Annotated in this window: 23 protein-coding genes; 13 read left to right on the top strand and 10 right to left on the bottom strand. The window is 43.9% G+C overall.

Going from position 1 to position 24,763, the window contains the following annotated elements; all coding sequences use genetic code 11:
- Positions 1–796, bottom strand: a 796-nt coding sequence (locus Q0C15_RS04065; RefSeq protein WP_297216494.1) for an MFS transporter, incomplete at its 3' end; no start/stop codon positions are given.
- Between the two features lie 85 nt (positions 797–881).
- Here Q0C15_RS04065 and Q0C15_RS04070 point away from each other — a divergent pair.
- From Q0C15_RS04070 to Q0C15_RS04090, 5 genes are all read left to right on the top strand, one after another.
- Positions 882–2,153, top strand: coding sequence for an MFS transporter (locus tag Q0C15_RS04070; protein WP_297216497.1), 1,272 nt, complete (start codon positions 882–884; stop codon positions 2,151–2,153).
- Positions 2,154–2,162: 9 nt separating this feature from the next.
- Positions 2,163–2,876 (top strand): cyclase family protein, encoded by a 714-nt coding sequence (locus tag Q0C15_RS04075; protein ID WP_297216500.1) that lies wholly within the window; start codon positions 2,163–2,165, stop codon positions 2,874–2,876.
- A gap of 227 nt (positions 2,877–3,103) precedes the next feature.
- A complete protein-coding gene (locus Q0C15_RS04080) occupies positions 3,104–3,823 on the top strand; it encodes a helix-turn-helix domain-containing protein (RefSeq protein WP_297216505.1) in 720 nt (239 codons plus the stop codon).
- 413 nt (positions 3,824–4,236) lie between these two features.
- On the top strand, positions 4,237–5,235 hold the full coding sequence (locus tag Q0C15_RS04085; RefSeq protein ID WP_297216507.1) for an alcohol dehydrogenase catalytic domain-containing protein: 999 nt from the start codon (positions 4,237–4,239) through the stop codon (positions 5,233–5,235).
- 8 nt (positions 5,236–5,243) lie between these two features.
- Complete coding sequence (locus tag Q0C15_RS04090; RefSeq protein WP_297216510.1) at positions 5,244–6,104, top strand: fumarylacetoacetate hydrolase family protein; 861 nt, start codon at positions 5,244–5,246, stop codon at positions 6,102–6,104.
- A gap of 6 nt (positions 6,105–6,110) precedes the next feature.
- Here Q0C15_RS04090 and Q0C15_RS04095 read toward each other — a convergent pair whose 3' ends face one another.
- Both Q0C15_RS04095 and Q0C15_RS04100 read right to left on the bottom strand, forming a co-directional pair.
- Positions 6,111–6,872: a hypothetical protein gene (locus Q0C15_RS04095; RefSeq protein WP_297216513.1), complete on the bottom strand. Its 762-nt coding sequence runs from the start codon at positions 6,870–6,872 to the stop codon at positions 6,111–6,113.
- Positions 6,862–7,974 (bottom strand): L-rhamnonate dehydratase, encoded by a 1,113-nt coding sequence (locus Q0C15_RS04100; protein ID WP_297216516.1) that lies wholly within the window; start codon positions 7,972–7,974, stop codon positions 6,862–6,864. Before Q0C15_RS04100 ends, Q0C15_RS04095 begins: the two co-directional genes overlap by 11 nt.
- A gap of 239 nt (positions 7,975–8,213) precedes the next feature.
- Here Q0C15_RS04100 and Q0C15_RS04105 point away from each other — a divergent pair, with 239 nt between their 5' ends.
- Positions 8,214–9,776, top strand: a complete 1,563-nt coding sequence (locus Q0C15_RS04105) for a helix-hairpin-helix domain-containing protein (protein ID WP_297216519.1) — start codon at positions 8,214–8,216, stop codon at positions 9,774–9,776.
- A gap of 102 nt (positions 9,777–9,878) precedes the next feature.
- Positions 9,879–10,241, top strand: a complete 363-nt coding sequence (locus Q0C15_RS04110) for a hypothetical protein (protein ID WP_297216522.1) — start codon at positions 9,879–9,881, stop codon at positions 10,239–10,241.
- 25 nt (positions 10,242–10,266) lie between these two features.
- Here the strand turns inward: Q0C15_RS04110 and Q0C15_RS04115 are convergent, their stop codons facing one another.
- Positions 10,267–11,004 carry a glycosyltransferase gene (locus Q0C15_RS04115; RefSeq protein ID WP_297216525.1) on the bottom strand — a complete coding sequence of 246 codons (738 nt, stop codon included), beginning with the start codon at positions 11,002–11,004 and terminating at the stop codon, positions 10,267–10,269.
- Between the two features lie 102 nt (positions 11,005–11,106).
- Between Q0C15_RS04115 and Q0C15_RS04120 the strand changes: the two genes are divergently transcribed.
- From Q0C15_RS04120 to Q0C15_RS04130, 3 genes are read left to right on the top strand one after another with little or no spacing between them, the layout of a single operon-like run.
- Positions 11,107–11,691 (top strand): cysteine hydrolase family protein, encoded by a 585-nt coding sequence (locus Q0C15_RS04120; protein ID WP_297216528.1) that lies wholly within the window; start codon positions 11,107–11,109, stop codon positions 11,689–11,691.
- Positions 11,692–12,294 carry a mevalonate-3-phosphate 5-kinase gene (locus tag Q0C15_RS04125; RefSeq protein WP_297216530.1) on the top strand — a complete coding sequence of 201 codons (603 nt, stop codon included), beginning with the start codon at positions 11,692–11,694 and terminating at the stop codon, positions 12,292–12,294.
- On the top strand, positions 12,284–12,649 hold the full coding sequence (locus Q0C15_RS04130; protein ID WP_297216534.1) for a PIN domain-containing protein: 366 nt from the start codon (positions 12,284–12,286) through the stop codon (positions 12,647–12,649). Before Q0C15_RS04125 ends, Q0C15_RS04130 begins: the two co-directional genes overlap by 11 nt.
- A gap of 4 nt (positions 12,650–12,653) precedes the next feature.
- Here Q0C15_RS04130 and Q0C15_RS04135 read toward each other — a convergent pair whose 3' ends face one another.
- Positions 12,654–13,325: a metal-dependent hydrolase gene (locus tag Q0C15_RS04135; RefSeq protein ID WP_297216537.1), complete on the bottom strand. Its 672-nt coding sequence runs from the start codon at positions 13,323–13,325 to the stop codon at positions 12,654–12,656.
- Positions 13,326–13,472: 147 nt separating this feature from the next.
- Between Q0C15_RS04135 and Q0C15_RS04140 the strand changes: the two genes are divergently transcribed.
- Complete coding sequence (locus Q0C15_RS04140) at positions 13,473–14,633, top strand: pyridoxal phosphate-dependent aminotransferase (protein ID WP_297216540.1); 1,161 nt, start codon at positions 13,473–13,475, stop codon at positions 14,631–14,633.
- A gap of 18 nt (positions 14,634–14,651) precedes the next feature.
- Here Q0C15_RS04140 and Q0C15_RS04145 read toward each other — a convergent pair whose 3' ends face one another.
- Both Q0C15_RS04145 and Q0C15_RS04150 read right to left on the bottom strand, forming a co-directional pair.
- Positions 14,652–15,575, bottom strand: coding sequence for a 2-oxoacid:ferredoxin oxidoreductase subunit beta (locus Q0C15_RS04145; protein ID WP_297216542.1), 924 nt, complete (start codon positions 15,573–15,575; stop codon positions 14,652–14,654).
- The gene (locus tag Q0C15_RS04150) at positions 15,565–17,454 is read right to left on the bottom strand and encodes a 2-oxoacid:ferredoxin oxidoreductase subunit alpha (protein WP_297216545.1); all 1,890 of its coding nucleotides are present in this window, start codon (positions 17,452–17,454) and stop codon (positions 15,565–15,567) included. The genes Q0C15_RS04145 and Q0C15_RS04150 overlap by 11 nt, the downstream gene beginning before the upstream one ends.
- Before the next feature lie 378 nt (positions 17,455–17,832).
- Here Q0C15_RS04150 and Q0C15_RS04155 point away from each other — a divergent pair, with 378 nt between their 5' ends.
- Both Q0C15_RS04155 and Q0C15_RS04160 read left to right on the top strand, forming a co-directional pair.
- Positions 17,833–18,372, top strand: coding sequence for a nicotinamide-nucleotide adenylyltransferase (locus Q0C15_RS04155; protein ID WP_297216547.1), 540 nt, complete (start codon positions 17,833–17,835; stop codon positions 18,370–18,372).
- A 144-nt stretch (positions 18,373–18,516) separates the two neighbouring features.
- Positions 18,517–19,938 carry an MFS transporter gene (locus tag Q0C15_RS04160; protein WP_297216550.1) on the top strand — a complete coding sequence of 474 codons (1,422 nt, stop codon included), beginning with the start codon at positions 18,517–18,519 and terminating at the stop codon, positions 19,936–19,938.
- Between the two features lie 120 nt (positions 19,939–20,058).
- Here the strand turns inward: Q0C15_RS04160 and Q0C15_RS04165 are convergent, their stop codons facing one another.
- The 3 genes from Q0C15_RS04165 to Q0C15_RS04175 all read right to left on the bottom strand — a co-directional run bounded on the left by Q0C15_RS04165 (position 20,059) and on the right by Q0C15_RS04175 (position 24,631).
- On the bottom strand, positions 20,059–21,309 hold the full coding sequence (locus Q0C15_RS04165) for a Glu/Leu/Phe/Val dehydrogenase (RefSeq protein ID WP_297216555.1): 1,251 nt from the start codon (positions 21,307–21,309) through the stop codon (positions 20,059–20,061).
- Positions 21,310–21,392: 83 nt separating this feature from the next.
- Positions 21,393–24,077, bottom strand: a complete 2,685-nt coding sequence (leuS, locus tag Q0C15_RS04170; protein ID WP_297216558.1) for a leucine--tRNA ligase — start codon at positions 24,075–24,077, stop codon at positions 21,393–21,395.
- Positions 24,078–24,082: 5 nt separating this feature from the next.
- The gene (locus Q0C15_RS04175) at positions 24,083–24,631 is read right to left on the bottom strand and encodes a pyruvoyl-dependent arginine decarboxylase (RefSeq protein ID WP_110641070.1); all 549 of its coding nucleotides are present in this window, start codon (positions 24,629–24,631) and stop codon (positions 24,083–24,085) included.
- Positions 24,632–24,763 lie beyond the last annotated feature (132 nt).

Raw genomic sequence — 24,763 nt, forward strand, 5'->3', positions numbered from 1 at the left:
CGACAGGAACCTGTCCGGCAAGGTAGAACGTATAAAGAAGGAATGACCTAATTGTTCTGCCTCTAACATCAACATCAAAGGCTTGTCGAAATAAATTTTTCTTTACTTTTTCCGGCTTTGTAAATAGTACAACATCGCTGTCAATTTTACCTTCTCTGGCTTTTTTAACTTCCTCAAATCTGACAGATTCTTTTGCCCAAAATCTGGCGATTATCACTAGCAACATAGGGATTACAGCTACAAGGAAAATATATTTATAACCTAATGGTTTATATAAATATGAAACAACCAAGCCTGCTATTGCGACTCCAAATGGCCAACCAGACTGAACAAAAGAATAAAGCAATGATCTCCATCTGGCAGGCATCTCTTCGGTGATCAAAGAAGCAGCTACAGATTGTTCATTTTGAGCTGTTCCTTGTGTACCGGCTCTCACCAATATTAGTGGAACAATACCAACATATGTTGCGAAACCAGTTAGCGCTGTTAAAACACTAGCACCAACCAATGTAAGTTGATACATAAGCTTTCTGCCTACTTTATCAATGTAATAGCCAACAGCAAAGATAATGGGTACCATTACAAATTGTATCGCAGAGAGCATATAACCAACTTGCGCTGAATTAATTTTAAGTATTTGAGATGCAGGCCCTAGTAATATGCCGAAGACGTTCCATTCATAGACCACCATAGTCCAACCCAAAAATGCAGTAATTAGTAAGAATGCTTGATATCTTTTATTCCTATTTTTCTCCACTAGTTGTTCTGCAATATTCCCCTTATTTTCAATGTCCATATAAATTAGATATTATGATAATATTTAAAATACTTCTGGACTGGTCTGCAAGAGAAATTATATACAATATTATTCATATAAAGATATGGAATCAGGGAAGAGTAAAAGATATCTGCTCTATTTGACGATAATAGCGTTCTTTGGATGGGCTATGGCCTCGTTCAATTTTAACTTATTAACAGAGACTTTGCCATTAATGGAGCAGTCCTTGCATTTTGGAACGGTCTTAGCTGGATTAATCAGTGGAATTGTTTATCTAGGAATGTTTACCATGGTTCTTATTTATGGTCCATTGATAGACAGATTAGGAAGGAAATTGATGTTTCAGATAGTCTTGCTGGTCTCAGCGGTCTTCACAGGATTTACTTCATTAGTTACTAATTTCTTCCAATTAATTGGGCTAAGATTTGTTGCAGATGGTAGTGCATTCGGAGAGCTTCCAACTGGACTGACATTGGTAACTGAAGAATCACCATCTAACCTAAGGGGTACTTTATATGGCTTTATACAAGGCGGATGGCCAATTGGTGTATTTATAGGATCAGGTATATATCTAGCATTGGTATCAAAAATAGGATGGAGAGGTCTCTATGTAATTGGAGTTCTGCCGCTTATAGTAATTATAATTGGTAGGATCTGGATAAAAGAAAGTGATCGATTCACAGACATGAAAAGTGCTCTGAACGCAAAAGATAAGCCAAAATACAAAATCAATATAGAAAAAGCCAAGGAATTTACATATAAACAATTATTTGAACATGACCTTCTGAGACAGACTCTCTCGGTAAATCTTGCATGGATATTCTATACCCTTTCTTTCGTCACAACAAACGTGGTAATTGCGGCGATATTTGTGAGTTATTACAATTTGACATCTTCACAAGCTGTAACGATATTACTAATTGCTTCTGGAATAGGATTCTTTGCTTATCCTTTAGCCGGATGGTATGGACAGAAGATAGGAAGACGTGAAGCTTGGGTATTGAGCTCAATATTAATGCCATTTTTTGCTCTAATATTCTATTTCATTGCTAAACCCGGCAATTTTGATTCTATCATGTATACTTATATACCCCTATATTTCTTCAGCAATGGAACGTTTGCGGCGCCCGGGTTCATGTATATATCAGAAAGTTTTCCAACGCGCGCAAGAGGAAGTGCCACTGCTTTTAGTATGGCTCTTATTGCTGCATCTTATGCTGCAGGTGGATTTCTTTTCTCAGCAGTTCTTTCCGCAACCCACAATATCCATTTGACATGGTTAATAATTGCTGTTATTATTCCTTTCAGCAGCCTAATAATACTAGCAGGAAAGAAAATAAATCCAAACGCAGAATTAGAGTCTATAGCCTATTAGGTGATAGTAATGGATCGAAATGAAATATTAAATTGGATTTTTAATAATGAAATAATTGATCTATCTATCAACTTGAATAAATCAATGAGAACATACCCTACAGTTGAGAATCCAGAGTTTAAGAAATTACATATCACATCAACTGATGGTTTCCAAGATACTAAAATCTGCTTAAATACACATACCGGTACGCATATTGATGCGCCTTCACATATGATAGATGGTGGATTGGATATATCAGAAACAGCTATTACTTCTCTTATCGGCCGAGCAATCATACTCAATCTATCATATAAAAAAAGAAAAGAAGAAATAACAAAAGAGGATTTAATGAATTTTCATGAACAGATAGAAAAAAACGATATGATTATACTCTATACGGGATGGACTAATAATTACGATAGAGATTTCTATAGTACAGATTACCCATATCTTGATATTTCAGGTGCAACATACCTCTCTTCACAGAAAATTAAATTCGTTGGAACAGATGGGGTGAGCATAGCCGGATTTACAAAAGATACAAATGATAATAACATCCATATTTTCAAGACACATAGATTATTATTAGAACGGAAAATATATATAGGAGAAGAATTGAATACTACACAGGTCAGGTTCCAAGAGCAAGAAAGCTTCATAGAGGGAATCCTAATTGCTTTGCCAATAAAAATTATCGATGGTGATGCTGGATGGAGTAGAATTATATTTATAAAATCATAATAAGAAATTTAAAAATTTCTAAAATTTAAATATCTATATAACGATCTCTTAAGACTTTAAACAAATTGAAGTTTAAAGATATATTTTATTTAAAGCATTTAAGAGCCTGGTTATATGATTAGATTCTAATGGATTAGAAAGAGGATAAATATCTATATATTTTTAACAAATAAGATCTATGTTAATGAAGTTAGCAAATATTAAATAATGTTCTAATATACTTAATTATGATACTTAAATATGCTCCGAGGAATCTTGATGATAAATTTTCAATGGTATATTTCAGGATGACTCATGATAACTGCTGGAGCAGAATCACGGAAAACTACGATGTAATGGTACATACATTGAAACTTTTACCATTTAAGGACAGAGATATCATATATGGCCTATTTGAGCTTAAGGTTAGAGGTAAGCATACCCTGCGTGATTTTATGCGAGAATTAAGCAGATCCGGCACGGTGAAGAAACTTGTGGGACTCAGCATCAGTGAACTTAAGGGAAATGTTTACATAGTGGATCTTTACGAAACGTACAGCGGTATGATACAGGGAAAACTCAGTGACTACAATAGTATCTTTGACTTTGATCTTGTCAAACACGGCGTGGAGGAGAAATACGCAGTCATACCTTCAGAGAACGTGAACGATCTAAAGAACGAGCTGCAATCTCTAGGACACGTTTATGAGTTCAGGGCAAAATACTTCCCGAATTTCTATGAGGTTCTGATGCCCTATTTCAACTTCTCACCAATTGAGATGCAGATCATGCTGGAAGCATATAATCAGGGTTATTATGATATACCGCGGAGAGCAGGAATCAGGGAGATTGCTGAATATTTCGGACTTTCCAAGTCAACCGTTCAGGAATATATAAGAAATGCGGAATCGAAGACCATGACGAGTATGAAGCTATTCAAGCTGATGAACGATCTCAAAAGACTATGACCTTCGCGAACGACTATGCATGAACGCAAACAGCATTTAAAGAGAGGTTATGGATTTGGGGAAGCTGTAATTCTTCTTCAGACAAGAGATGCACAGACATCCCCCAATGGAAATATTTATAGATAGTCTTCCCACATTCCTTTGCATCATCAACGATGACCAAGTGGATGATACTTGAGTGAGATCGAGGTGATCCGAAGCTTTAGCTTAGGAATAGCTCACTTGATATTCCATAGGCACGAAAAATGTATTACAAAAGATATCTGAAATTATAAGGTATTGATCGTGCATGATCAACCTATGAACAGAAATCCTTGAAAATATGGATTCGTCCAATATACAGTTAATGGTCTTTCTATGCTGATGGTGGACGTTTCCGATTATACCTTTTTATGTGTGTTAAAAATAGTTACATGGCGATAACAACGAAGGCATTGATTTGGACCGATATTAAAAAGATGGCCGTTGAGGATAGAGAACCAGAAGATCCAAAACCTGGATTCGTCACGCTGAAGGTGAACTATGCCGGGATATGTGGTTCTGAACTGTCCGCATTCGTTGGTCAGAACGAACTCAGAAAACCTCCATCCATAATGGGTCATGAATTCACAGGCAAAGTCGTCAAGGTAGGATCAGATTCAGATAGATATCTATTAGGAAAAAATGTTGCAGTGAATCCCCTTGTCACCTGTGGAAAATGCAGATACTGCAGAACTGGAAACAGACAGCTTTGTCCAGATAGAAAATTGATAGGTGTCGACTATCCCGGAGGCTTTGAGGAATACGTCAATGTACCGGACTATTCATGCTATGAGATAGTGGAGAAACCTGAGGGATCGCTTGCTGAACCTCTTGCCACCGCGTTCAGAGCAGTATTCCATGCTATGCCTAAGATTGACGATAAAGCTCTCATAATAGGTGCAGGAACAATTGGACTGCTGTCTGCAAAGCTACTGGAGACTTATGGGACTGTTGATCGTGTTGTTGTAGATATCAATGATTACAGGCTTGAACATGCGCTGCACTGGGGGGCCACAAAAGTGATAAACAGCAAAAAAGAGAAGAACATACCCAAGGACTTCGATGTCGTTATAGATGCCGTGGGCACGCAGGATACAAGGATGATGGCCATCAGCTCTGTAGCCCGGGGCGGTCGAGTTGTCTTCGTCGGTCTGCATGAGCCGCAGGCAGCAGTGCCCGTCAATTATATGATAAGAAGCGAGATCGAAACCTACGGTTCATTCTGCTACTCTGATGATAATTTCAGGAGATCAGTCGATCTCATCAACAGAGGTTTTCTGGACATAAACGAGAGATGGTACGATATTAGACCCCTGGAAAAGGGTGAAGATTCCTTCAACGAGGAGCTTTCGCCAGATTCCAGATATTCGAAGATCATACTGAAACCATAGGGATAAACATGAAGGTACTCAACTTCTTATCTGAACATGGTCCTGCGGGAGCGGTCGTCAGAGGCGATGCTATCTATCCATTCAGCGAGATAGCCAAATTAGTGAGTAAATTCACCGATTTCAGTGTAACAGATGATCTCATTGCATCCGATATTGATCTTAACGAGGTGGATAGATCGATAGAAGATCGTATTGATAAATTATCTGGAAAGAATATGAAAGACGTTAAGATCCTGTCTCCAGTATTGAGGCCGAAAAAAATACTTTGTATAGGTGTCAATTATCGAGAACATGCCAAGGAGTCAAAGCAGAATGTAATGGAGTATCCCACCATATTCTCAAAATTTCCAGATAGCGTCATAGGCCCTGGTGAAAATATAAGACCACCAAACGACGTTCGGCAGCTGGATTACGAGGGGGAACTGGTCTTGGTCGTAGGCCGCGAACACAATGAATCAGGGGATCGCATCTTTGGATATACCGTGGGAAACGACGTATCAGCACGCGATCTGCAGTTCAGGACGTCACAATGGCTTCTTGGAAAGGCCCTCCCCACCTTCGCACCCATCGGGCCTCTGATCACTAGTAAAAACGAGCTGGGAAATGCTGGAAATCTTAGAATTCAGACGAAGGTTAATGGCCAGATCAGGCAGGATGGAAATACCGCTGATATGATATTCAATGTTCCGAAGATAATGGATTACTTGTCCAGATATTTCAGACTGGAGCCTGGAGACCTGGTGTTCACAGGAACACCAGAAGGAGTGATCCTCGGAATGCCGGAAGATAAGAGGGTGTGGCTGAAGCATGGAGATGTCATAGAGGTGGACATAACCGGCATAGGAACGCTCATGAACACGGTAGAATAGTCAGGGTCATTCTATCTGAAGCCCATCTATGGATGGATCATAGGCGGGCAATAAATTGCCTATTTTTTCAATTTTCTCGTATGCGGAAAGGCATTCATAGATATCCTCGGCTATTCCGATCGGGATCTTCCTGACGAGATTTTCGGCCTTGAATGACGCATCCGTGAAGACATATTTACCAGAATTCGTGTTTATTATAAATGCTACGGATGATCTGTGATGGCATCCTACAGGAATGGCCCTTATACCCGGAACAAGCTCCACTTCCCCATCATAGAAAATCACATTTTTCCAGCCTGCGCCATAGATGAAATCAAAGATGTTCTTAGGTATGAAGAGATCTCTGTTGTGAAAATATGCAAATGCAGGAGCAGCTATGTCCTTTATCCATCCATCTCTGTATATGAATATCTTTGATTTTCTAAACTCGTTGAGACGGCCGACTGTATAATCCTGGACAGGTGTGAACGCTATGAAGTCTATATCGTCTGGATCGAATCCAGCATTATGCATCACAGATATTGTGTCCAGGGATCTGAACAACGCCCTATCGCCGGCGAACTTTCTCATCTCCTCGTTTCTCAGGCTAAGATCAAGTGGCATTCCTGTATTTATCATGAACGTACGATGATCATTGTATGCCAGCACGACGTGGAATGATAATCGCTCCCAGGTCCAGAAGTCCTTCATCCAGTAAACTTCTGCCCCCGGAACCTCGGATTCGCCAACCTTCAAAACCTTGATTGAATAAACTTCCTCAGAGGTCATATCTTATCCCGAATCCTGCATCCTTTCCAAGCGTGAACCTTGCCTTGACAGGTTTAGGCACATTCACTATATGCTGTTCCATCCAGTCTCTGTATCTTGTCAGATACTCTGCCATGGGCGTGATGGCCTCAGGCTCAGAGGCTATGAAGTGAAGGTTGTATATATTTCCGGCGTGCGGAATGACCTGGGCGCCATAGGACTCAGCCAGTCCAGCTATCTTCTTCATCGGTGTTATTCCACCGACCCAGGTTGCATCAGGCTGCAAAATCGTCACTCCTGCATCCAATAGGCGTTTGAAATCAAATACATGATAATGGTGCTCGCCTGCTGAGATTGGAATTTCCACCTTCCTCGTCAGCCTCGCATAGCCTTCGAAATCATCCGGTAGAAGCGGCTCCTCTATCCATGCAAGTTCATATTTTTCCAGAGCCCTTATCATTTTGTAAGCGAAATTGTAGTTGAGAGACATCCAGAAGTCTCCGGCTAGGTTAACAGAGTATCCAACGACATCCCTTATCACCTTGACAAGCTGCAGGTTCTTTTCCACTGCATATGGATCGGAAGGCGAAGCTATGAATCTCATCTTCATGTCCGTGTATCCCTCTTCGAGATAGCCTCTTGCTTCAGCTTCGAGATTTTCCTCCTTATCTGGATGCAGATGGCTTGCATAGGCCCTTATCTCATGCCTTGTGGAACCGCCGATGAGATTATACACCGGTACACCTATCTCTTTGGCGTAGGCATCGTACATCAGCAGGTTGATAGCGCTTATAGCATGTAACGCAAGACCTGATCGGCCGTTTGGGAGCGTGATCCTGTAAAGGAAATCCCATGCCTTGCTGATCTCTGAGACATCGAAGAGCTTTACATATTTTCTTATGCCGTCGAGATAGTTCCAAACAGGTTCAGTCACGGAGATTATGCTCTCTGTTCCATTCTCCGTCCTCATCTTTACAAAAACTATATTCGTGATCATAGCTGCCTCAGCAGGTGAAACCTCCCCTATCATCTCTTTGTAATAATCGGTTGGCTTTGTATATGGAAATACCTGCTGTGACACCTTTTCTTCTGTTATCTTTTCAATAGAAGCTATCTTGCTCATGATAATAACAAGATCAATCAATAAAATAAGGTTATTACCGTACTTGTCCACGAACGGATCGTTTATCTTATCAATATATGAAGACATGAAGAAGGGAACGCTGAAGATATCATGAAAATGCTGGCAGATCTTAGCTAAAATATATGAGATGATATTCTCCGAATACAAGATTCTAATATACGATCATGAATCATCGCCATATTGGATAAGATTAAAGCCATCAAAGGGAATATGATAATATGATAAATAGAGACATCGCCAGAATCTTCAATGAAATAGCCTACATGATACAGGCCAGCGGCGATCAAAGATCCAGCTTTGAGGCGAATGCTTATCTGAGGGCTGCCAGGTCTCTGGAATCGCTTCAGGACGATATAGAAACAGTATACAGATCTGGCGGAAAAGAAGCGTTGATGAAGATACCTGGCATAGGTAAGGGGATTGCAGACAGAATCGCAGAATACATCGATTCAGGAACCATAAAGAAATATGAGGATCTCAGAAAAAATTATCCAATAGATTTCGAGACTCTGACAAAGATAGAGGGCCTTGGCCCAAAGAGAATTCTGATGCTGTACAGATCGATCGGTGTTAAGGATCTGAACGATCTGAAGAAGGCTATCGAAGATCATAGAATACGGGATCTCCCCGGATTTGGTGAGAAAAGTGAAGAAATCTTGTCCCAAAGTCTGAAGATCTATGAATCCTCAGCTGGCAGGATACCGTTACCCTTAGGATATGCTAGAGCCGTTGAGATAAGAGATTATCTGATCCAGACAGGGCTTGCGGAGAGGGTAGAGATTGCCGGTTCAACAAGAAGAATGAAGGACACGCTGGGAGATATTGATATATTAGCCGTCACGGAAAAACCCTTGCAGATGATGGATGCATTCACATCAATGCCCAAAGTAAAATCCGTGATCGCAAAGGGAGAAAAGAAATCCACCGTTGCATTGGATATTGGAACAACTTGCGATCTGCGCATCATATCTAGGGAGAGTTTCGGCGCCGCACTACAGTATTTCACGGGAAGCAAGGATCACAACATAAGGATGAGGAAGATCGCCATAGATCATGGAATGAAGCTCAATGAGTATGGTTTATTCAGGGATCAGGAAAATGTTGCGGCTGGACATGATGAAGATTACATATACAGGACGCTTGGCCTATCCTACATAGATCCAGAGTTACGGGAAGATAGGGGTGAGCTTGAGGCTGCCCAGATGGGCAAGTTACCAGATATAGTAAAATACGATTCTCTAAATGCTGATATGTGCGTGAAATTCGATGTATCCAGAGCTCATGATGAGATGAAGAAATACGGATACGGTTATATTTTAGCCTATGATGGATCAGAAGATGCGCATGGGGTTTTCAGGATCAGAGCATATACATTGAATGGAAATTATTCAGTGCAGAAAACCGAAACCACATTCAGATGCATCGATGCATCATCGTTCAAGGATGATGTTGATAGCCTTGTTAAATACATAAAGGATGAAAAAGTTCGTTTTCTGACCAATTTGGATGCTATTGGCACACCTGGTGAGGAAAAGGTGTCGAAGATAATAGGAGCATGCACAGCATCCAGATGTTCTATAATGATCGATTCTAAATCGATGAGGCCATCAAGTGATTTCCTGTTTTCATTGAGGAAAAACGACGTACGCATTGCTATAGCTTCTTTTGCGGGGAATCCAGATGAACTTTCCTATATACGCTTTGGTATAGGTATTACAAGACGCGCCTGGATATCAGCAGATAGGATAGACAATTTGCTATCTGTGGAAAAACTTGTATAAAACTGAAGATCCTGATCAAACTAGCCCATGGAAAGACAAGGACAGAAAATACAGTTTATTTTTCTTTATAAAATCTTAAATATTATAAATTAATTATTAAGTATGGAACCTTTCTATTTTAAATCGTATGATCGCTTAATTGGCATAGCGTGCGATGAGAAGAGTCTTCTTTATGAAATGAAATGTCTGAATCAATACGATGGCGCCGCCCTGTATTATCATCTGAAGGAAGGCCATATAGCGACGTGGCTGGAATATATAGGGAGGAGGGATCTCGCTGACGCTATAAGATTCTCTGAAAGCGTAGAGGGAGCGATATCAACGCTGGAACGCATGATCGAATCCAAGGGAGTGCATCCGCACAGGGGTAGGCCTAAGGGATCCGGCGGTGGCCGCGGCAAGGGGAGAGCAAAGAAAGAGGAGCCTGAAGGATGGAGCAATGAAGGCGGCAGAAATGTAGAATAAACGCAAAAAAGTGAATGCGGACATTCTATCTTCTTGCCCACTCCCTGTCTATAATGTAGGTATCAAGCAGTTCTGATATATATCTTTTTAAAAAGGATGTACCATTTACTATCTTGGATTTCCCCCTCTCTCTGCCTCTGAATTGATAGCCGATATCGCACACACGACTCTTTCTATTTTCAGCGAGGATTATGAGCAGTATCTTTGCCCCCATGTCTGTGAGTCGAAATCTGTTTCTGTGGTTGAAGTCATGGTTAAGAGACATCCTGAAACCGAATAGCCCGGACATAGGGTCCGTTGTAAGCCTCGAGGACGGTAAGATCGCGTATGCCATGTACTGCGCACCTATGGACAGTATTGCCCTGTAGCTGTTCCTGTCTCCAGCCGATCCGCCATCCGTATACCTGCTTCCCACAACTATATCGCACCCTTGCTGGAGCCTATCAATTATCCTGGAAATGACCTCCGGCGGATGCTGCAGATCAGCATCCATGACTATGCAGTATTCCCCATTCGCTCTATCTATACCCATCTTCAACGAACCTAGCATCCCAACCCTGGTTGCATTCTCTATAACCCTGAGATGTTCGTCATTTGCCATCCTCTTCGCCAGATATTCCTTCGTACCGTCTCTGCTGTTATCGTCGACGATTATTATCTCAAAGGTATATCCGGCAAGCTGTTTTTCAACTTCGTCCAGAAATATCTCTATGTTATCCATTTCGTTAAGAGTTGCAGCCACTACGCTGATCTGAAGGCTCAAATGAACTACCTTATGAGATTATATTTAGAGAATACTTTAATTTTTCACGTGTGGATAAAATAATTAACCATCAAATAATGCCCAGATGTATCGGTGCTTCACATGGTTGACTACGATGGTGCTGATCTCGATCCCGCGAATTCTATGATAGTGCTGATGAACGCAACACTGGATAACTTCAAGCAGATATTCAGCAAGCTTGAGTTCATTACCTCTATGAATTTCATAATTTCTGCTGCCAAGAGATACGGGATACCGATGTTGGCCATTGAGAGAAAATTCCGGCAGTCACGTTTGTCGTCGTACATAAGCAGAAAGTACAGTCAGAAGCTCATAAGCCTCATGTCCCCATCGAGCTACGACGATGATTACATAAGACAGTTCAACGATCTTGGCCTGATCCAGGGCATAGAGGTGTACAATGAGGACATATTCTCAAGCGAGGACGTGGCCAGAATCATAACAGAATCGGGAAAGACGACGATCGTCTTCACCGGCTTCTTCACCGAATCTGATATATACATATCAGCCATGGAATCGCTTCTTCACGACTATTACACATTCGTGGTTTCCGACGCAACGTCCACCATATCAGAGAGAACCTATTTCGAGGCCCTGGATCTGCTGTCCCAGCATGTAGAGGTGATAGACTCCAGGGATCTGATGAGGTACTGGGAGGTGATATAAATGGATTCTCGTATACTGTTCATCGGCGGTGTACCTGGCGTAGGAAAGACGAGCATATCAGGATCGATCGCAAGGGAATTCGGTATAAACATAATGCTGTCCGGCGACTACCTCCGCGAATTCGTGAGGCCTCTCATGAAAAGCGAACAGCTCATACAGAAGAGCGTTTACGACGCCTGGCAGCCCTATGGAACGATGTCTCAGGAGAACATAATAAGGGGATACAGGGATCAGGCTGGGCTGATGATGACAGGTATAGAATGGATGCTTCGCAGAGCCATATCCAACGGTGAGGATCTGATAGTTGAATCACTTTATTTTTTGCCAGAGATGATCCCCGCCGATGTTATGGATGGAATACGTATGATATACCTGTACATAGAAGATGAGGAAACCCACAGGAAGAGACTTGTGGAACGTATAAATTACACACACAGAAATTCACCCGGAACGAGACTGGCCTCGCACCTTTACGAATACAGAACCATAATGAGATACAGCATCGAAAAGTCGTCCGGATATCCGGTCTATATGGTGGATACGTCAAACTATCAGGCTGCAAAGGAAGAGATAATAAAGAAATTGAAGGAAGATGGCTTCTGATATCCCGAACTATGTGATCGTTGATACAAACGTCCTCATATACGCTGTGCAGAAGAAGATAAGGCTTGAAGATGCCGTGTTGGAAATACCGGGCATAAGCACTATGGTCATACCATCATGTGTCATGGCTGAATTATACGGTCTGTCCAGAAGAAACGTGGATGCAAAGGTTGCTTATGAATACTGCAAGAGGTTTAGAATAATCGAAGCTCCGGGCAAGGGAGACGAGTGCATAATATCCGCAGCGAAGCAGACCGGCGCTATGGTCATAACAAATGATAAAGAACTGGCTCAACGTTTGATTAGATCTGGCCTGAGAGCAGGAATGCTGTCAGGGAAAAAGATAATTTTTTGATATTTTACAGATCTATTGGTTTCTCTATCTCCGGTATTATTACGTATGTGCCTATAGTCGCGGCAAGGTTCTTGAATCTGATCGGATCGGCTTTGATCACATCGAACGTATTGTAATGCATTGGTATGGCTATGGGTGATCTTAGCATCTTAAGGGCCTCCACAGCCCCATCAACGTCCATGGTGTAGTGGCCACCTATGGGTAACAGCGATATCTCCGGCCTATCTACTGAACCTATGATCTCCATATCCTTGAAGTATCCAGTGTCTCCAGCATGATATATGCGTCTGCCCATATCGATCACGTAGCCCACTGGATTTCCTGCATATCTACCATCATAGCTGGATGAATGCGTTGCTATCGTTGCCTTCACCGAAATTCCATCGAAGTCCACTGTCCCACCAGGATTGATATCTATGGTTTTGACGCCGGACTCCTTGAATATCTCAGACAGTTCGAACACGCTCAGTATTGGTGAACCTGTTCTCTTGGCTATGGCAACAGCGTCGGCCGCGTGATCATAATGGCCATGCGTTACGAGTATGAGATCTGGATTGAGATCCTCCAACTTGACCTTTGCCACGGGGTTGTCCTTTATGAACGGATCTATCAGAACATTCTTCTTCCCCTCTATAGAGAAGCATGCATGTCCATGCCAGGTTATCTTCACGGTCATAGTATTGCATGCGATCAAGATTTAAAATCCTTTTCCGCCACGGTTCAATATATTAAGATACTGCGGTATACCTGGAGGCAAAAATGCTGTCATATTGTCCATGATATTACCTAATAATTTATATGATGATTCAAAATCAACCCACGTATGAAACAATCAATTATAGGCAGGAACGTGGTTGACGATATTTCCTTCGGGGCCATCGTCAAGATAAGGGATCAGCTTCTTGAGATGCAGAGGAACGGTAAGAAGGTCTACAGGCTGGAATCCGGAGATCCGTCTTTTTCCCTTCCGCCCCATGTCAAGGAAGCCATAAAACGGGCCATAGAGAACAACAAAACTCATTATACTGATTCCACTGGAATACCAGAACTGCGAAGGGCCATTGCTGAGAAACTAGTAAGGAAGAACGGCATTAAGAATGCGACACCTGAAAATGTCATAGTCTCCAACGGCGGAATGAATGCCCTCTACGTAACGTTCAGATCACTCATCAGTCCAGGCGACGAGGTCATCATCCCGGATCCTATGTGGACTGAGATAGCTGAGATAATAAAGCTCGCTGAAGGCGTTCCGGTGAGGGTTCCTGTTGAGAACTATACCGAGAATCTGCTGAAGTACGAGGATGACGAAAAGATCAAGGCTGTATTCATAAACAGCCCGCACAACCCCACAGGTCTGGTATTCACACCCAAGCAGATCGACGATATCATATCATTCGCTGAGTCCAAGGGGATATTCATCGTTAGTGATGAGGCCTATGAGGACGTGATATTTGACGGAAGAAAGCATGTGAGCCCTGCATCAAAGTACGATGACACCATATCTCTCTTCTCCATGTCAAAGACGTACGCAATGAGTGGCCTCAGAATAGGTTATGCACACACAAACAACGATCTGCTATACGAGAGGATGAAGAAGCTGCTTAGATGCACGATCAACGGTGTAAACTCGGCAACTCAATACGGCGCCGTTGCGGCTCTGACAGGACCGCAGGAGTTTGTTGGCCAGATGAGGGATGAGTATCAGAAGCGTCGCGATATCATATACAATGCGGTGCTGAAATCACCATATCTCGAACCCATAAAACCAGGCGGAACCTTCTACCTGTGGTGCAGGATAAAGAAGTTTCCAGAGGGTGTCAAAGATTCATGGGATATGACCTACTATCTCCTGGATAAGACAGGCGTGGGATCGTCTCCTGGCCCCGTCTTTGGACCTGCAGGAGAGGGATACATAAGATTCGCATTCAGTGCTGATACAGAACAGATAAAAGAAGCATCGGAACTTCTGGAGAAGTTCCATTGATATTATTTTTCAAAAAAATCAGACAATTATCTTGTCCTTGAAGGTCTCGAATGGATCCAGTATGGGCCTTCCATCCGGCGTCTTGACATCCTGCGCTGCTGGGGGGACATTTTCGTAGTTGTCAACGTACTGCTTCAGTCTCTCTGTGAACGGTGGGATCTTCTTATTCACATAGAAGATACCGATGGGTATGCGATCGCCCCATTCGAAGGATTTCTCTATGGCTCTGTTGTACTTCTCTTCGGCCTTTGGATCGTTCTCTGTGACGACCGGATCCCATGTCTTGTCGTCGTCAAGTTTGTATACCCTCTTCTTGTACCAGTCCATCGTGTTTATGTTGTTGTAGGTTGGGCAGGGCTGCAGAATGTCGATAAAAGCAGATCCAGGAAACATCACGGCCTGCTTTATTATATTCTTCAGGTGCGCGATCTCAAAGCTGAATCCGCGGGCAACAAACGAGTATCCAGTTGAAATGGCCAGCATGATCGGGTTAATAGCATCGTATATGTTCGGCCTTGCTAGGCTCTTCGTCTGAACGCCAAGCTTCAATGTGGGTGCGGCCTGCCCCTTCGTCAGACCGTATACGGCGTTATCGTACATCAGAACCGTTATTCCGCTGTTCCTCCTTCCTTCAGCAACCAGATGGCCCGCTCCGATGCTCATCAGATCGCCATCACCACCCGTTACAATGACCTTCAGCTTGGGATTCGTCAGCTTAACACCCACGGCAACAGGTATTGCCCTGCCATGGAGCGTGTGTGCACCAGCTGCGTTGACGTAATGCGGTGTCTTTCCAGAGCATCCTATACCGGATATCACAGCAACATCGTGAGCGCCCAGATTCAATTCCTGCAGTGCCGATGTCAATGCGGTCAATATACCAAAATCTCCGCATCCCGGGCACCAATCAACCGTTATATCATTTCTAAAATTATGAACCATCTTCAAGCACCACCATCAAACTTTCCTTATTCAATATCTCCTTTGCAGACTTCAGGATCTCATCCTCCGTCATATGCCTGCCATTGTACTTCAGTATCTTGTTCTTGATATCGATGCCAGTGTAGAGTTTGATCATCTGTGCTGCCTGAGCAGTGTAATTGCTCTCCACATCGATAACAAGTCTTGCCTTGCTTATAACATCCTTAACAAATTCAGCTGGGAATGGCGAGAACATCTTGAGGTAGAGGAGATTGGCAGAGATACCCTCTTCCTTCAGATCTTCGATAACATCGAGTATCGGCCCCTTCTGGCTTCCCCATGTGATGAACGTTACATCGGCTTCCTTATCACCTATGAGGATCGCCTTTTCCTCAAGCGGGATCTCCTTGTCCGCCGTTTCCAGCTTCTTGAATCTCTTCTCCATCATCCTGTCTCTGATGTCCGAATCTTCGGTGACATGTCCAAGTTCGTCGTGTTCATCTCCGGTCATCCAGAATATGTTTCTCCCCATGGTTGTGTATGGAGAAACGCCGTTTTCCGTATTGAGATCGTAACGCTTGACATCGTCACCCTCCTTTGCGAGTTTTACCGTTTCTATCTTTATATTGTCAAGGTCAATCTTTGATATCAGATCCAGCGTATTGGCCAGATTCTTATCTATAAGGTGTATGACCGGGAGCTGATATTTTGCTGCATAGTTCAGGGCCTTTGCAGCGTCGTATATGCATTCATCAACCGTTCCCGAGGAGAACACTATCCTCGGATATTCGCCATGTCCAGCGTTCAGAGCAAAGAGCAGATCGGATTGGCCGTTCCTAGTCGGAAGACCTGTGCTCGGCCCGCCCCTCTCATAGAATGTGACGACTAGCGGTACCTCATCCATACCGGCGAATGACAGACCCTCAGCCATCAGTGAAAAACCAGGGCCGCTGGTTGCAGTCGCCGATCTCACGCCCGTGAGCGCACCGCCTATGGCCATGTTTATCGCGGATAGCTCATCTTCTGTCTGAACTATGACAACACCGCCCTTCTTAAGATTCTTAGCCTCGTTTGCCAGCCACTTTATATTCTGATGTTCCTCTATCGTTGTACTCTCATCGCTTGCAGGCGTTATCGGGTAGTATGTCTGAAATCTTAACCCACCCAGAAGTTTGCCCAGTGCGGATGCATCATTCCCGGTGAGCAACAGCTTCCTCGGTGTAGGCAAGGCGGGCAGTGTCTTACCCGCAACCTTGCTGTCCTGAGCGAACTTGTAAGAAGCATCAACCACCTTTACATTTTCCTCGATAACCTGCTGCTTGCCCTTGAATATGTAGGATATCGCATCATCAGCGAATTTTCTGTCTATTCCTATTATGGCCAGTGTTATGGCTGCTCCAATGGTGTTGTAATATCTGCTCGGAGTTCCATCCGGAACTGCCTGGGTTGCAATATCAGAGAATGGTATGGGTAGCAAATGCGCACCACGCTTCTTCATGTATTCCAGAGCCCCCCTTATGGTGGTCTCGAATCCATTCTCCGTGAGTATTCTCCTGATCTTGGCAGAGGTATCTCTCATTATCATTCTAGCAGCCTGCAGATCGTAATCTTCGGTTGTCTTATCATAGAGAACGGTAGACACCTCAGATACGTCATCTAGGTGCTCGAATATCGTGTCAGGATCAAGTGCGACAAAAATATTCACAGGGTACTTTAGAGACCTCGGCTGCTTTTCCATCACCCTCATATGGGTATAACTGTGGCGCCCCTTTATATTTGAGTGGTATTCTCTAACGCTGAGAACACCGTATCCAGAAGTTGCAACTGCTTTTCCAACAAGGTTAGCGGCTGTATCTATACCGCCTCCTTGCGGACCGCCTATGAGTATATTGAAATCCATATTTACTCAACTATGGTTATTACCTTCGTATTAAAATATGTTTTTGATCGCTCCTGGAGAAAGAAAATGAAAACTTAAAAACGAAAAACATTATGAAATTTACTGTATTCGAATATATCCGGAACATATAGATGTACCATCAAACGCTACATATATCTCCACATACATCATAAATATACACCCATATGAAGGATCCATCGGAGACATATTTGCCACAGCATTTATGATGATCAATTCAAAACGATGATTCTTCTTACGAAACCATTGAACCTTAGGACCATCTGTTCCAAGGATATGATGAACGCGGTAACAATATATCGGAGAAAGAAAATTTCATGGATGAGATAAAAATATATGGGCAGATATACTTCCTCATCAATGGAAACCAGATCTGAAAAGAGGGCCTTTCTTATTGGAAGGTTTCAGCCATTTCACAAGGGACATCTTGAGATAGTTAAGCGCATATTAAGTGAGAACGATTCCATTATTATAGGTATAGGTTCGGCGCAGTATTCGCACACGGTGATCAATCCATTCACCGCAGGAGAGCGCCATCTGATGATATCCAGAACGCTCGAAAAGGAGCATATTTACAATTATTACCTGGTACCCATAGAGGATGTGAATGCCAACTCTCTTTGGGTCTCTCATGTCGAGGCACTTACTCCAAAATTCGACATAGTCTATACCAATAACCCGCTGGTGAGAAGACTCTTCATGGAGAGAAGATATGAGGTACGTTCGCTGCCGATGGTGAACAGAAAGGAGTGGACAGGCACAAAGATAAGGGAAAAGATGATCGCAGGCCAACCCTGGGAAGAGGATGTTCCTGATCCGGTTGTTGAGGTGATCCACGAGATAGACGGCATCTCAAGGATAAGGCAGCTTTCCACGACGGACGAGGACATCACGCAGTGATATTTATTCCTTATGCCGTATTTTGATGTTTTTCTTTCATGATCATCTCCATTTTTAAGGAATCCATATATCTTGAACATGAGTGAATATAGCACTATATCATATAAGGAATAAAATTAATATTTCCCTACCTCTGATCGCATGATGGAAGCGAATTCAAATGCAAAGGCAACAAAGGTGCCAGGAAGGTCTGTAATAACCTCGCTCTCCGCGATGGGATATTTTCTTGATGGTTACGACCTCAGCGTGATATCCGTTTTCACGCTGGTTCTGGTGACCTACAAGATCTTCAGGTACACGGCGTTCACAGAGTCGTTTGTCACTGGATCTGCTCTGCTGGGAGCTTTTGTCGGTGCGGTGCTATTTGGGCACTATGCAGACAGGATCGGCAGAAGGTACCTGTACATATTCGATCTGATATTTTTCGCGATCTTTGCAATTCTGACGGCTCTCGCCACGAATATATATGAGATGATCGCGTTCAGGTTCTTTGTCGGTCTAGGTGTTGGTGCGGATTATGCCCTCAGCCCTGTCTACACAACAGAGATGTATCCCAACAGACAGAGAGGCGGAGGCTATGGCTGGGTCTGGACTTTCTGGAGCCTAGGCGCAGCCACGGCATTCATAATCGGATACGCCTTCTATCTTGTCGATCCGTTGACAGGATGGCGCTGGACGCTTGGTCTTGGTGCGATCCCTGCCATCATAGTTGTGGTCATGAGGATGAAAATGCCAGAATCCATAAGATGGAAGGCTGCGGATAAGAGCGTATCTGAACAGGAAATAAGAGACGTTGCAGACAGCATCGGCATTAAGAAGGAGGAGATGGACAGCATACTGGCGGAGAGGAATAGGGAATCCAGAATCAGATCAGGTTCGCTGAGATCTCTCTTCAAGGGTGAATACGGCAAAAGAACGTTGATAGTCTGGATTCAGTGGATCCTGTATGACATAGCCGGATACGGCATAGGTCTGTACTCTCCACTCATCCTGAAGGAACTGGGCGTCGTTGGTTCCTATACGCTCCTCTATTCATTCGTATTCTACATGCCCATAGGCTTCATGGGCGCGTTCGGCGCAGTCATGCTGAATGACCGTGTGGGAAGAAGGCCGCTGCAGATACTCGGCTTCGGATCCATGGCTCTTGCCATGCTGCTGTTCTTCTTCGCCGCGAGCGGAAGAGGACAGATATTCCTGGCCATAGGCATACTCGCGTTCATAATAGACTATGCACTTGGAAACCTTGGACCTGGAAATACCATGGGCCTCTATGCCATAGAACTGCTTCCGACCAAGCTGAGGAGCTCGTCCATGGGCAGCGCCACGGGTATCACAAGGATAGTTTCGTTCCTCTCGGCGTTCCTCTTTCCATATCTGTCAAAATCGACCGTTCTTGGAAAGGAGGGTTTCTTCTTTGTCCTCTTTGTGGTGATGCTGCTGGCACTGTTCTTCACCATATTCTTCACACCTGAAACCAAGGGTCTCAGCCTTGAGGAGATAACCGTAGCAAAGTACAGACACGAAGGATGGAAACCGGTACTTGCACTTGACGATTCTAAAAAATAATAAATCATTTTTTTAAATATACATAAAATTTAAATTCATCATCGTTCGCAAAATAGATAGGTGTATAGATTTTCAATCTCAATATTTTCAGCAAAAATGATTCTGATTTTACAGAGAGGATCACCACATTCCTCTGGCCTTCATTGCGTCAGCTACCTTCTTGACTGATACAACATACGCCGCCGTCCTAGGATTCACCTTATAGCGATCCATAGCATCAAAGACATCGTGCGCAGCCTTGGTCATCTTCTGATCAAGCTTCTTATATACGTCATCGGCGGTCCAATATTCACCATAGTTGTTCTGAACCCACTCAAAGTACGACACTGTGACACCACCTGAGTTTGACAGGAAATCTGGAAGATCGAGTATTCCGCGCTTGAAGAGGATCTCATCAGCTTCAGGTGTTGTTGGTCCATTTGCCAGCTCAAGAACGATCTTTGCCCTTATCTTGTCCGCATTTTTTCCGGTTATCTGCTCCTCTATGGCGGCAGGTATGAGAACATCCACATCTGATTCCAGTAGTTCTTCATTCGTGATCGGAGTGGATCCAGGAAAACCGACGACCGATCCTGTCTTCCTCTTGTGATCGAGCAGAGAACTGTAATCTATGCCATCCTTCTTGAATATTCCGCCCTTCGTGTCGGATACGGCCACGACCTTTGCACCGAACATCTCCTGAACAAACTTGACCGCGAACTGCCCTGCGTTCCCGAAGCCCTGAACGGCTACGCGCGCCTTTGAAAGATCGAGACCGATCCTCTTTGCACCCTCCCTGAGAACGAACATTCCACCCTTTGCGGTGGAGTCTCCACGGCCTTCGGATCCTCCAACCTCGAGAGGTTTTCCGGTTATTACGTTTGGAGCACTATGCCTCACTATATTTTCGTATTCATCCATCATCCATGCCATGATCTGTGGATTCGTATAGACATCAGGTGCTGGTACATCGACATCTGGTCCTATGAAATCAGCGATTGCCCTTATATAGCCACGGCTGAGCCTCTCCAGCTCACCCTGACTCATGGATTTGGGATCGCAGATCACTCCACCCTTGGCACCTCCAAAAGGTATGTCAACTATAGCGCATTTCCATGTCATCCATGCGGCAAGAGCCTTTACCGTTGAAAGGGTCTCCTCCGGATGATACCTTATACCACCCTTGCCAGGGCCTCTGGCGGTATTGTATCTGACCCTGAAGCCAGTGAATACCTTTACCTTACCGTCATCCATCTTTACAGGTATGCTCACCTGAAGGATCTTCTCAGGCTGCCTCAGTATCTCCAGAGCCTGCTCATCCAGTTTCAAAACCGCGGCGGCTTTCTCAAGCTGCTGCAAGGCCATCTCAAAAGGATCCATGCTTTCCGGCATATATGTCACCTTATTTTTAAATACTTAAATACATGTAGATATGCATTAATAATATATGAAATTACTTATCTTGGTATTATGAATCATGAAATATATATGACCGGTTTGCCGGGAAGTGCAATTTTTCCGTTTATGACATCACCTCTCTGTATCCTTATGGGACAGCCTATTTCTTTGGATATGTAAACCTGATTCCTCTGAAGGACGTCGTACTCGTCGAAACCGTAGATCATTATGTCCTTTCTGCGCTTCACCAGGTACTGCATGTATTTCTTGGACTGCCCTGAAACCGAATTGTTGAGAAATTCCTGGGCGGCTCTCATGACATCGTCATTCGCGACCGTTATCTCAACAGACCTTGGCTCCATGCCGGTGACCTGAACTATATTTTTGATGTCCTGCAGTACCCTCTCAACATAATCCATGGCATTATACATCTGATCGCATGTCATTGCGAATTTCCTGACCATGCGTTCGTATCTGTCCATGAAGTTCTCTTGGAACGGATCCACGGACACGTATGTATCCGATACATACATGTGCCAGTATTCCTCCGCATGATGTGGTATTACCGGCATGAGAGACCTGATCCAGTCAGCGAGTACCGGTGTAATAGCTCTGTTCACATCTCCGCCTCTGGATGCAAGATATTTCAAATCGTTCAGAACCCCGTAGAATATGTTGATGTATGCATCCCTTATCTGATATTTATCCATGCTCTCGAAGAACTGCTTAAGCCTCACTGCGAACCTGGCTACGAACCATGCCTCATAGAAGTTCAGATCAGATTCGTCAGCCTTGAATTTTGAAAGTAAATCCTTGAATTCATTGAATCTCCTGGTTATGCCTGCCAGATCCGTTTCATTCCAGTCCATCGTGGACGATATATCCGCCTGGACTGCCACATAAAGCCTATATATATCGGCTGAATATTTTTTCGTAATTTCCAGAAGCGATATGACGTTGCCCTTGCTCTTGGATATCTTAGCACCGTTTGAAACCACAAGACCAGATATTATGAGTCCTGCAGGCCATCTTTCCTTGGGAAATATGGCGGCATGGTTGAGAACATAGAAAGAGAGGTGATTGGATATGTGCGGAATGGCTGTGAGTCTTATATCGACAGGATACCAATAATTGAACTGCTTCTTGGCCTCTTCTTCTTTGTCGTTCAACGGAGATCCTTCCAGAAATATTCTTGTCATGACCTCATCGTTCAGGTCGCCTTTGATGTATAGATCCCTCAGCTGCAGAGAATTCGTGTAAACAGCCGGGTATATAGTTGAATCGGACAGAGATTCAATCACCCACCTGTCATCAAAAGGCAGTTTTGTTCCAAGCCCTCTTCTTCTTGCGCAGGGACGCTCACGCAGCCAGTCGATCGCATCGTTCATTACGCTCCTGTATACTTCCGGATGCATGACCATGGAATTTATCATGCTGTGGCCTAGATCCTTGAGCCATGTCTGAGAATAATCCAGAAACCACTGATCTGGAAGCACCGCTACGATGACCTTCGATCCAGATCTAGTCACCGCATGCCTTGACGTCTCGTAGAATATGAACGCATTTCCATCATCGATTAGATCCTTTTTCACAGCTTCTCTGGCCTCCCGTACGGGCATACCTGTATACTTTCCTGAATCGATCAGCTTACCATAATAGAACTCATTCCTGTACAGATCCCTCGTTGCCTCCTCACGCCCTTCATCTGAATTCAAATCATATTTAGCCTCTATATCCGCCATTTTGATGGGCGCTTCTATTATGACTGGGAATTCATGCCCCCTCTTCTTTTTATAATAAACGTAATCATATACTGAATGTGACGGAACGGAGTACACTATACCCGTACCATCATCTGGATCCACAAAATCGGCCTGATACACCTTGACCTGCTTCTTTGTCGGCGTCTCATAGGTGTATTTCTGTATCGTAGCTGTGCTGATCTCTCCCAGCAGAACGACATCATCCCTCTGGAATTTCAGCTTAGTAAAGCAATTCTCGGAGACGACAGCCTCACGACCTGCTATACGGATCTTAACATATCTTGCATTCGGATTGATCCACAGGTTTGTTATTCCGTATATGGTTTCCGGCCTCAACGAGGCAGCGATCAGATCGAAGGATCTTCCGTGAAAGAATATCGCTGTGTATTCCTCTATCGTGACTTTGTCGGTATCTCCATCCTTTATATCGTCCTCGCCAACCGCATTGTCATCATCCAGGCTGTAAAGTATTGGATATTTTCCCTGCTTTACCAGGCCCTTATCGTTCAGTCTTCTGAACTGCCATTGCACAAACTTCTGATAGAATTCATCAGCGGATGTGAAACGCCTCGTCCAGTCGATGGAGTATCCGAGCCGTTTGAAATCATTAATTATGGCATTGGAAAAGTAATCTGCGATATTCTTTGGATCCTTGAAACTCTCGATTATAGAATCTACATCCTTTTCTCCATATTCCTGAAGATACGATCTGTAGAGATCGATAGTGGCCCTGTCGCCTGCCCTTATCCTTTCGGAAAAGGCTAGTATCGGCGTACCACTCTGGTGGAATCCCATGGGAAACAGCACATTATAATTTCTGGATCTCTTGTATCTAGCTATGATGTCTCCAAGCGTATATGTCCTGCCATGCCCAACATGAAGCGATCCATTGGTATATGGCCACGGTACCGTTATCATGAACTTCTTCCGTTCATCTATCTTTGGGACAAATATTCCGTCCCTTTCCCAGGCATTCTGCCACTTCGTCTCTATGTCCATGGTGATCACTCCACTATCAGAACGGCGGCTGCCACCACGGTGGTCCACTCACCCGGTTCGAGAACAACAGCAGTGGATGATATTGAACCGGTCGTGAGTATCTTATCCTCCAGCACATATTCCTCCTTCTGCTTATCATAGGCAAGCTGTGCCGACGATCCTATGGTTGATGCAAGCATCTCGGCCGCAAGCTTCTCGGCAAATGATCCGGCCGCTTTCTCCGTCTCTCCGAAACTGTGGTGCTCACTGAGATATCCCCATTTGCTCCTGTCACGAGGTATTGCATATCCTATAGCAGCGGATATCATCCTGTTCAGCTCATTCGACGTGTTTCTTGCCAGCACTGTGAACAGTATCTGACCTGGATTCAATTTTTTCAGCCCCTCTTCCCTGGTTATCATCTGCGCATGTGGTGGAAAGATGGAACTGATGCTGGACAGGTTATAAGGGGCTATACCTGCATCTCTAAGAGCTGCCTCGAATGAAACAAGCTGTGTTTCTCCCCTCCCCACGCCTCTCGTGAAGAAGATATGCGTCGGCACAAATCCTGACATAGAAAACCGATATTCTGCGTTCTTATATTACTTTTGATCGACATTTCATCCACAGCGATTGCAAATTTTTCAGCCATCATCTCGAAGGATAGATGACGGGATGCCGCTATCCGGCAAAGTATATATATTATA

This window comes from Thermoplasma sp. (genome assembly GCF_023256435.1).
In the GTDB taxonomy this organism is placed as follows: Archaea; Thermoplasmatota; Thermoplasmata; order Thermoplasmatales; family Thermoplasmataceae; genus Thermoplasma.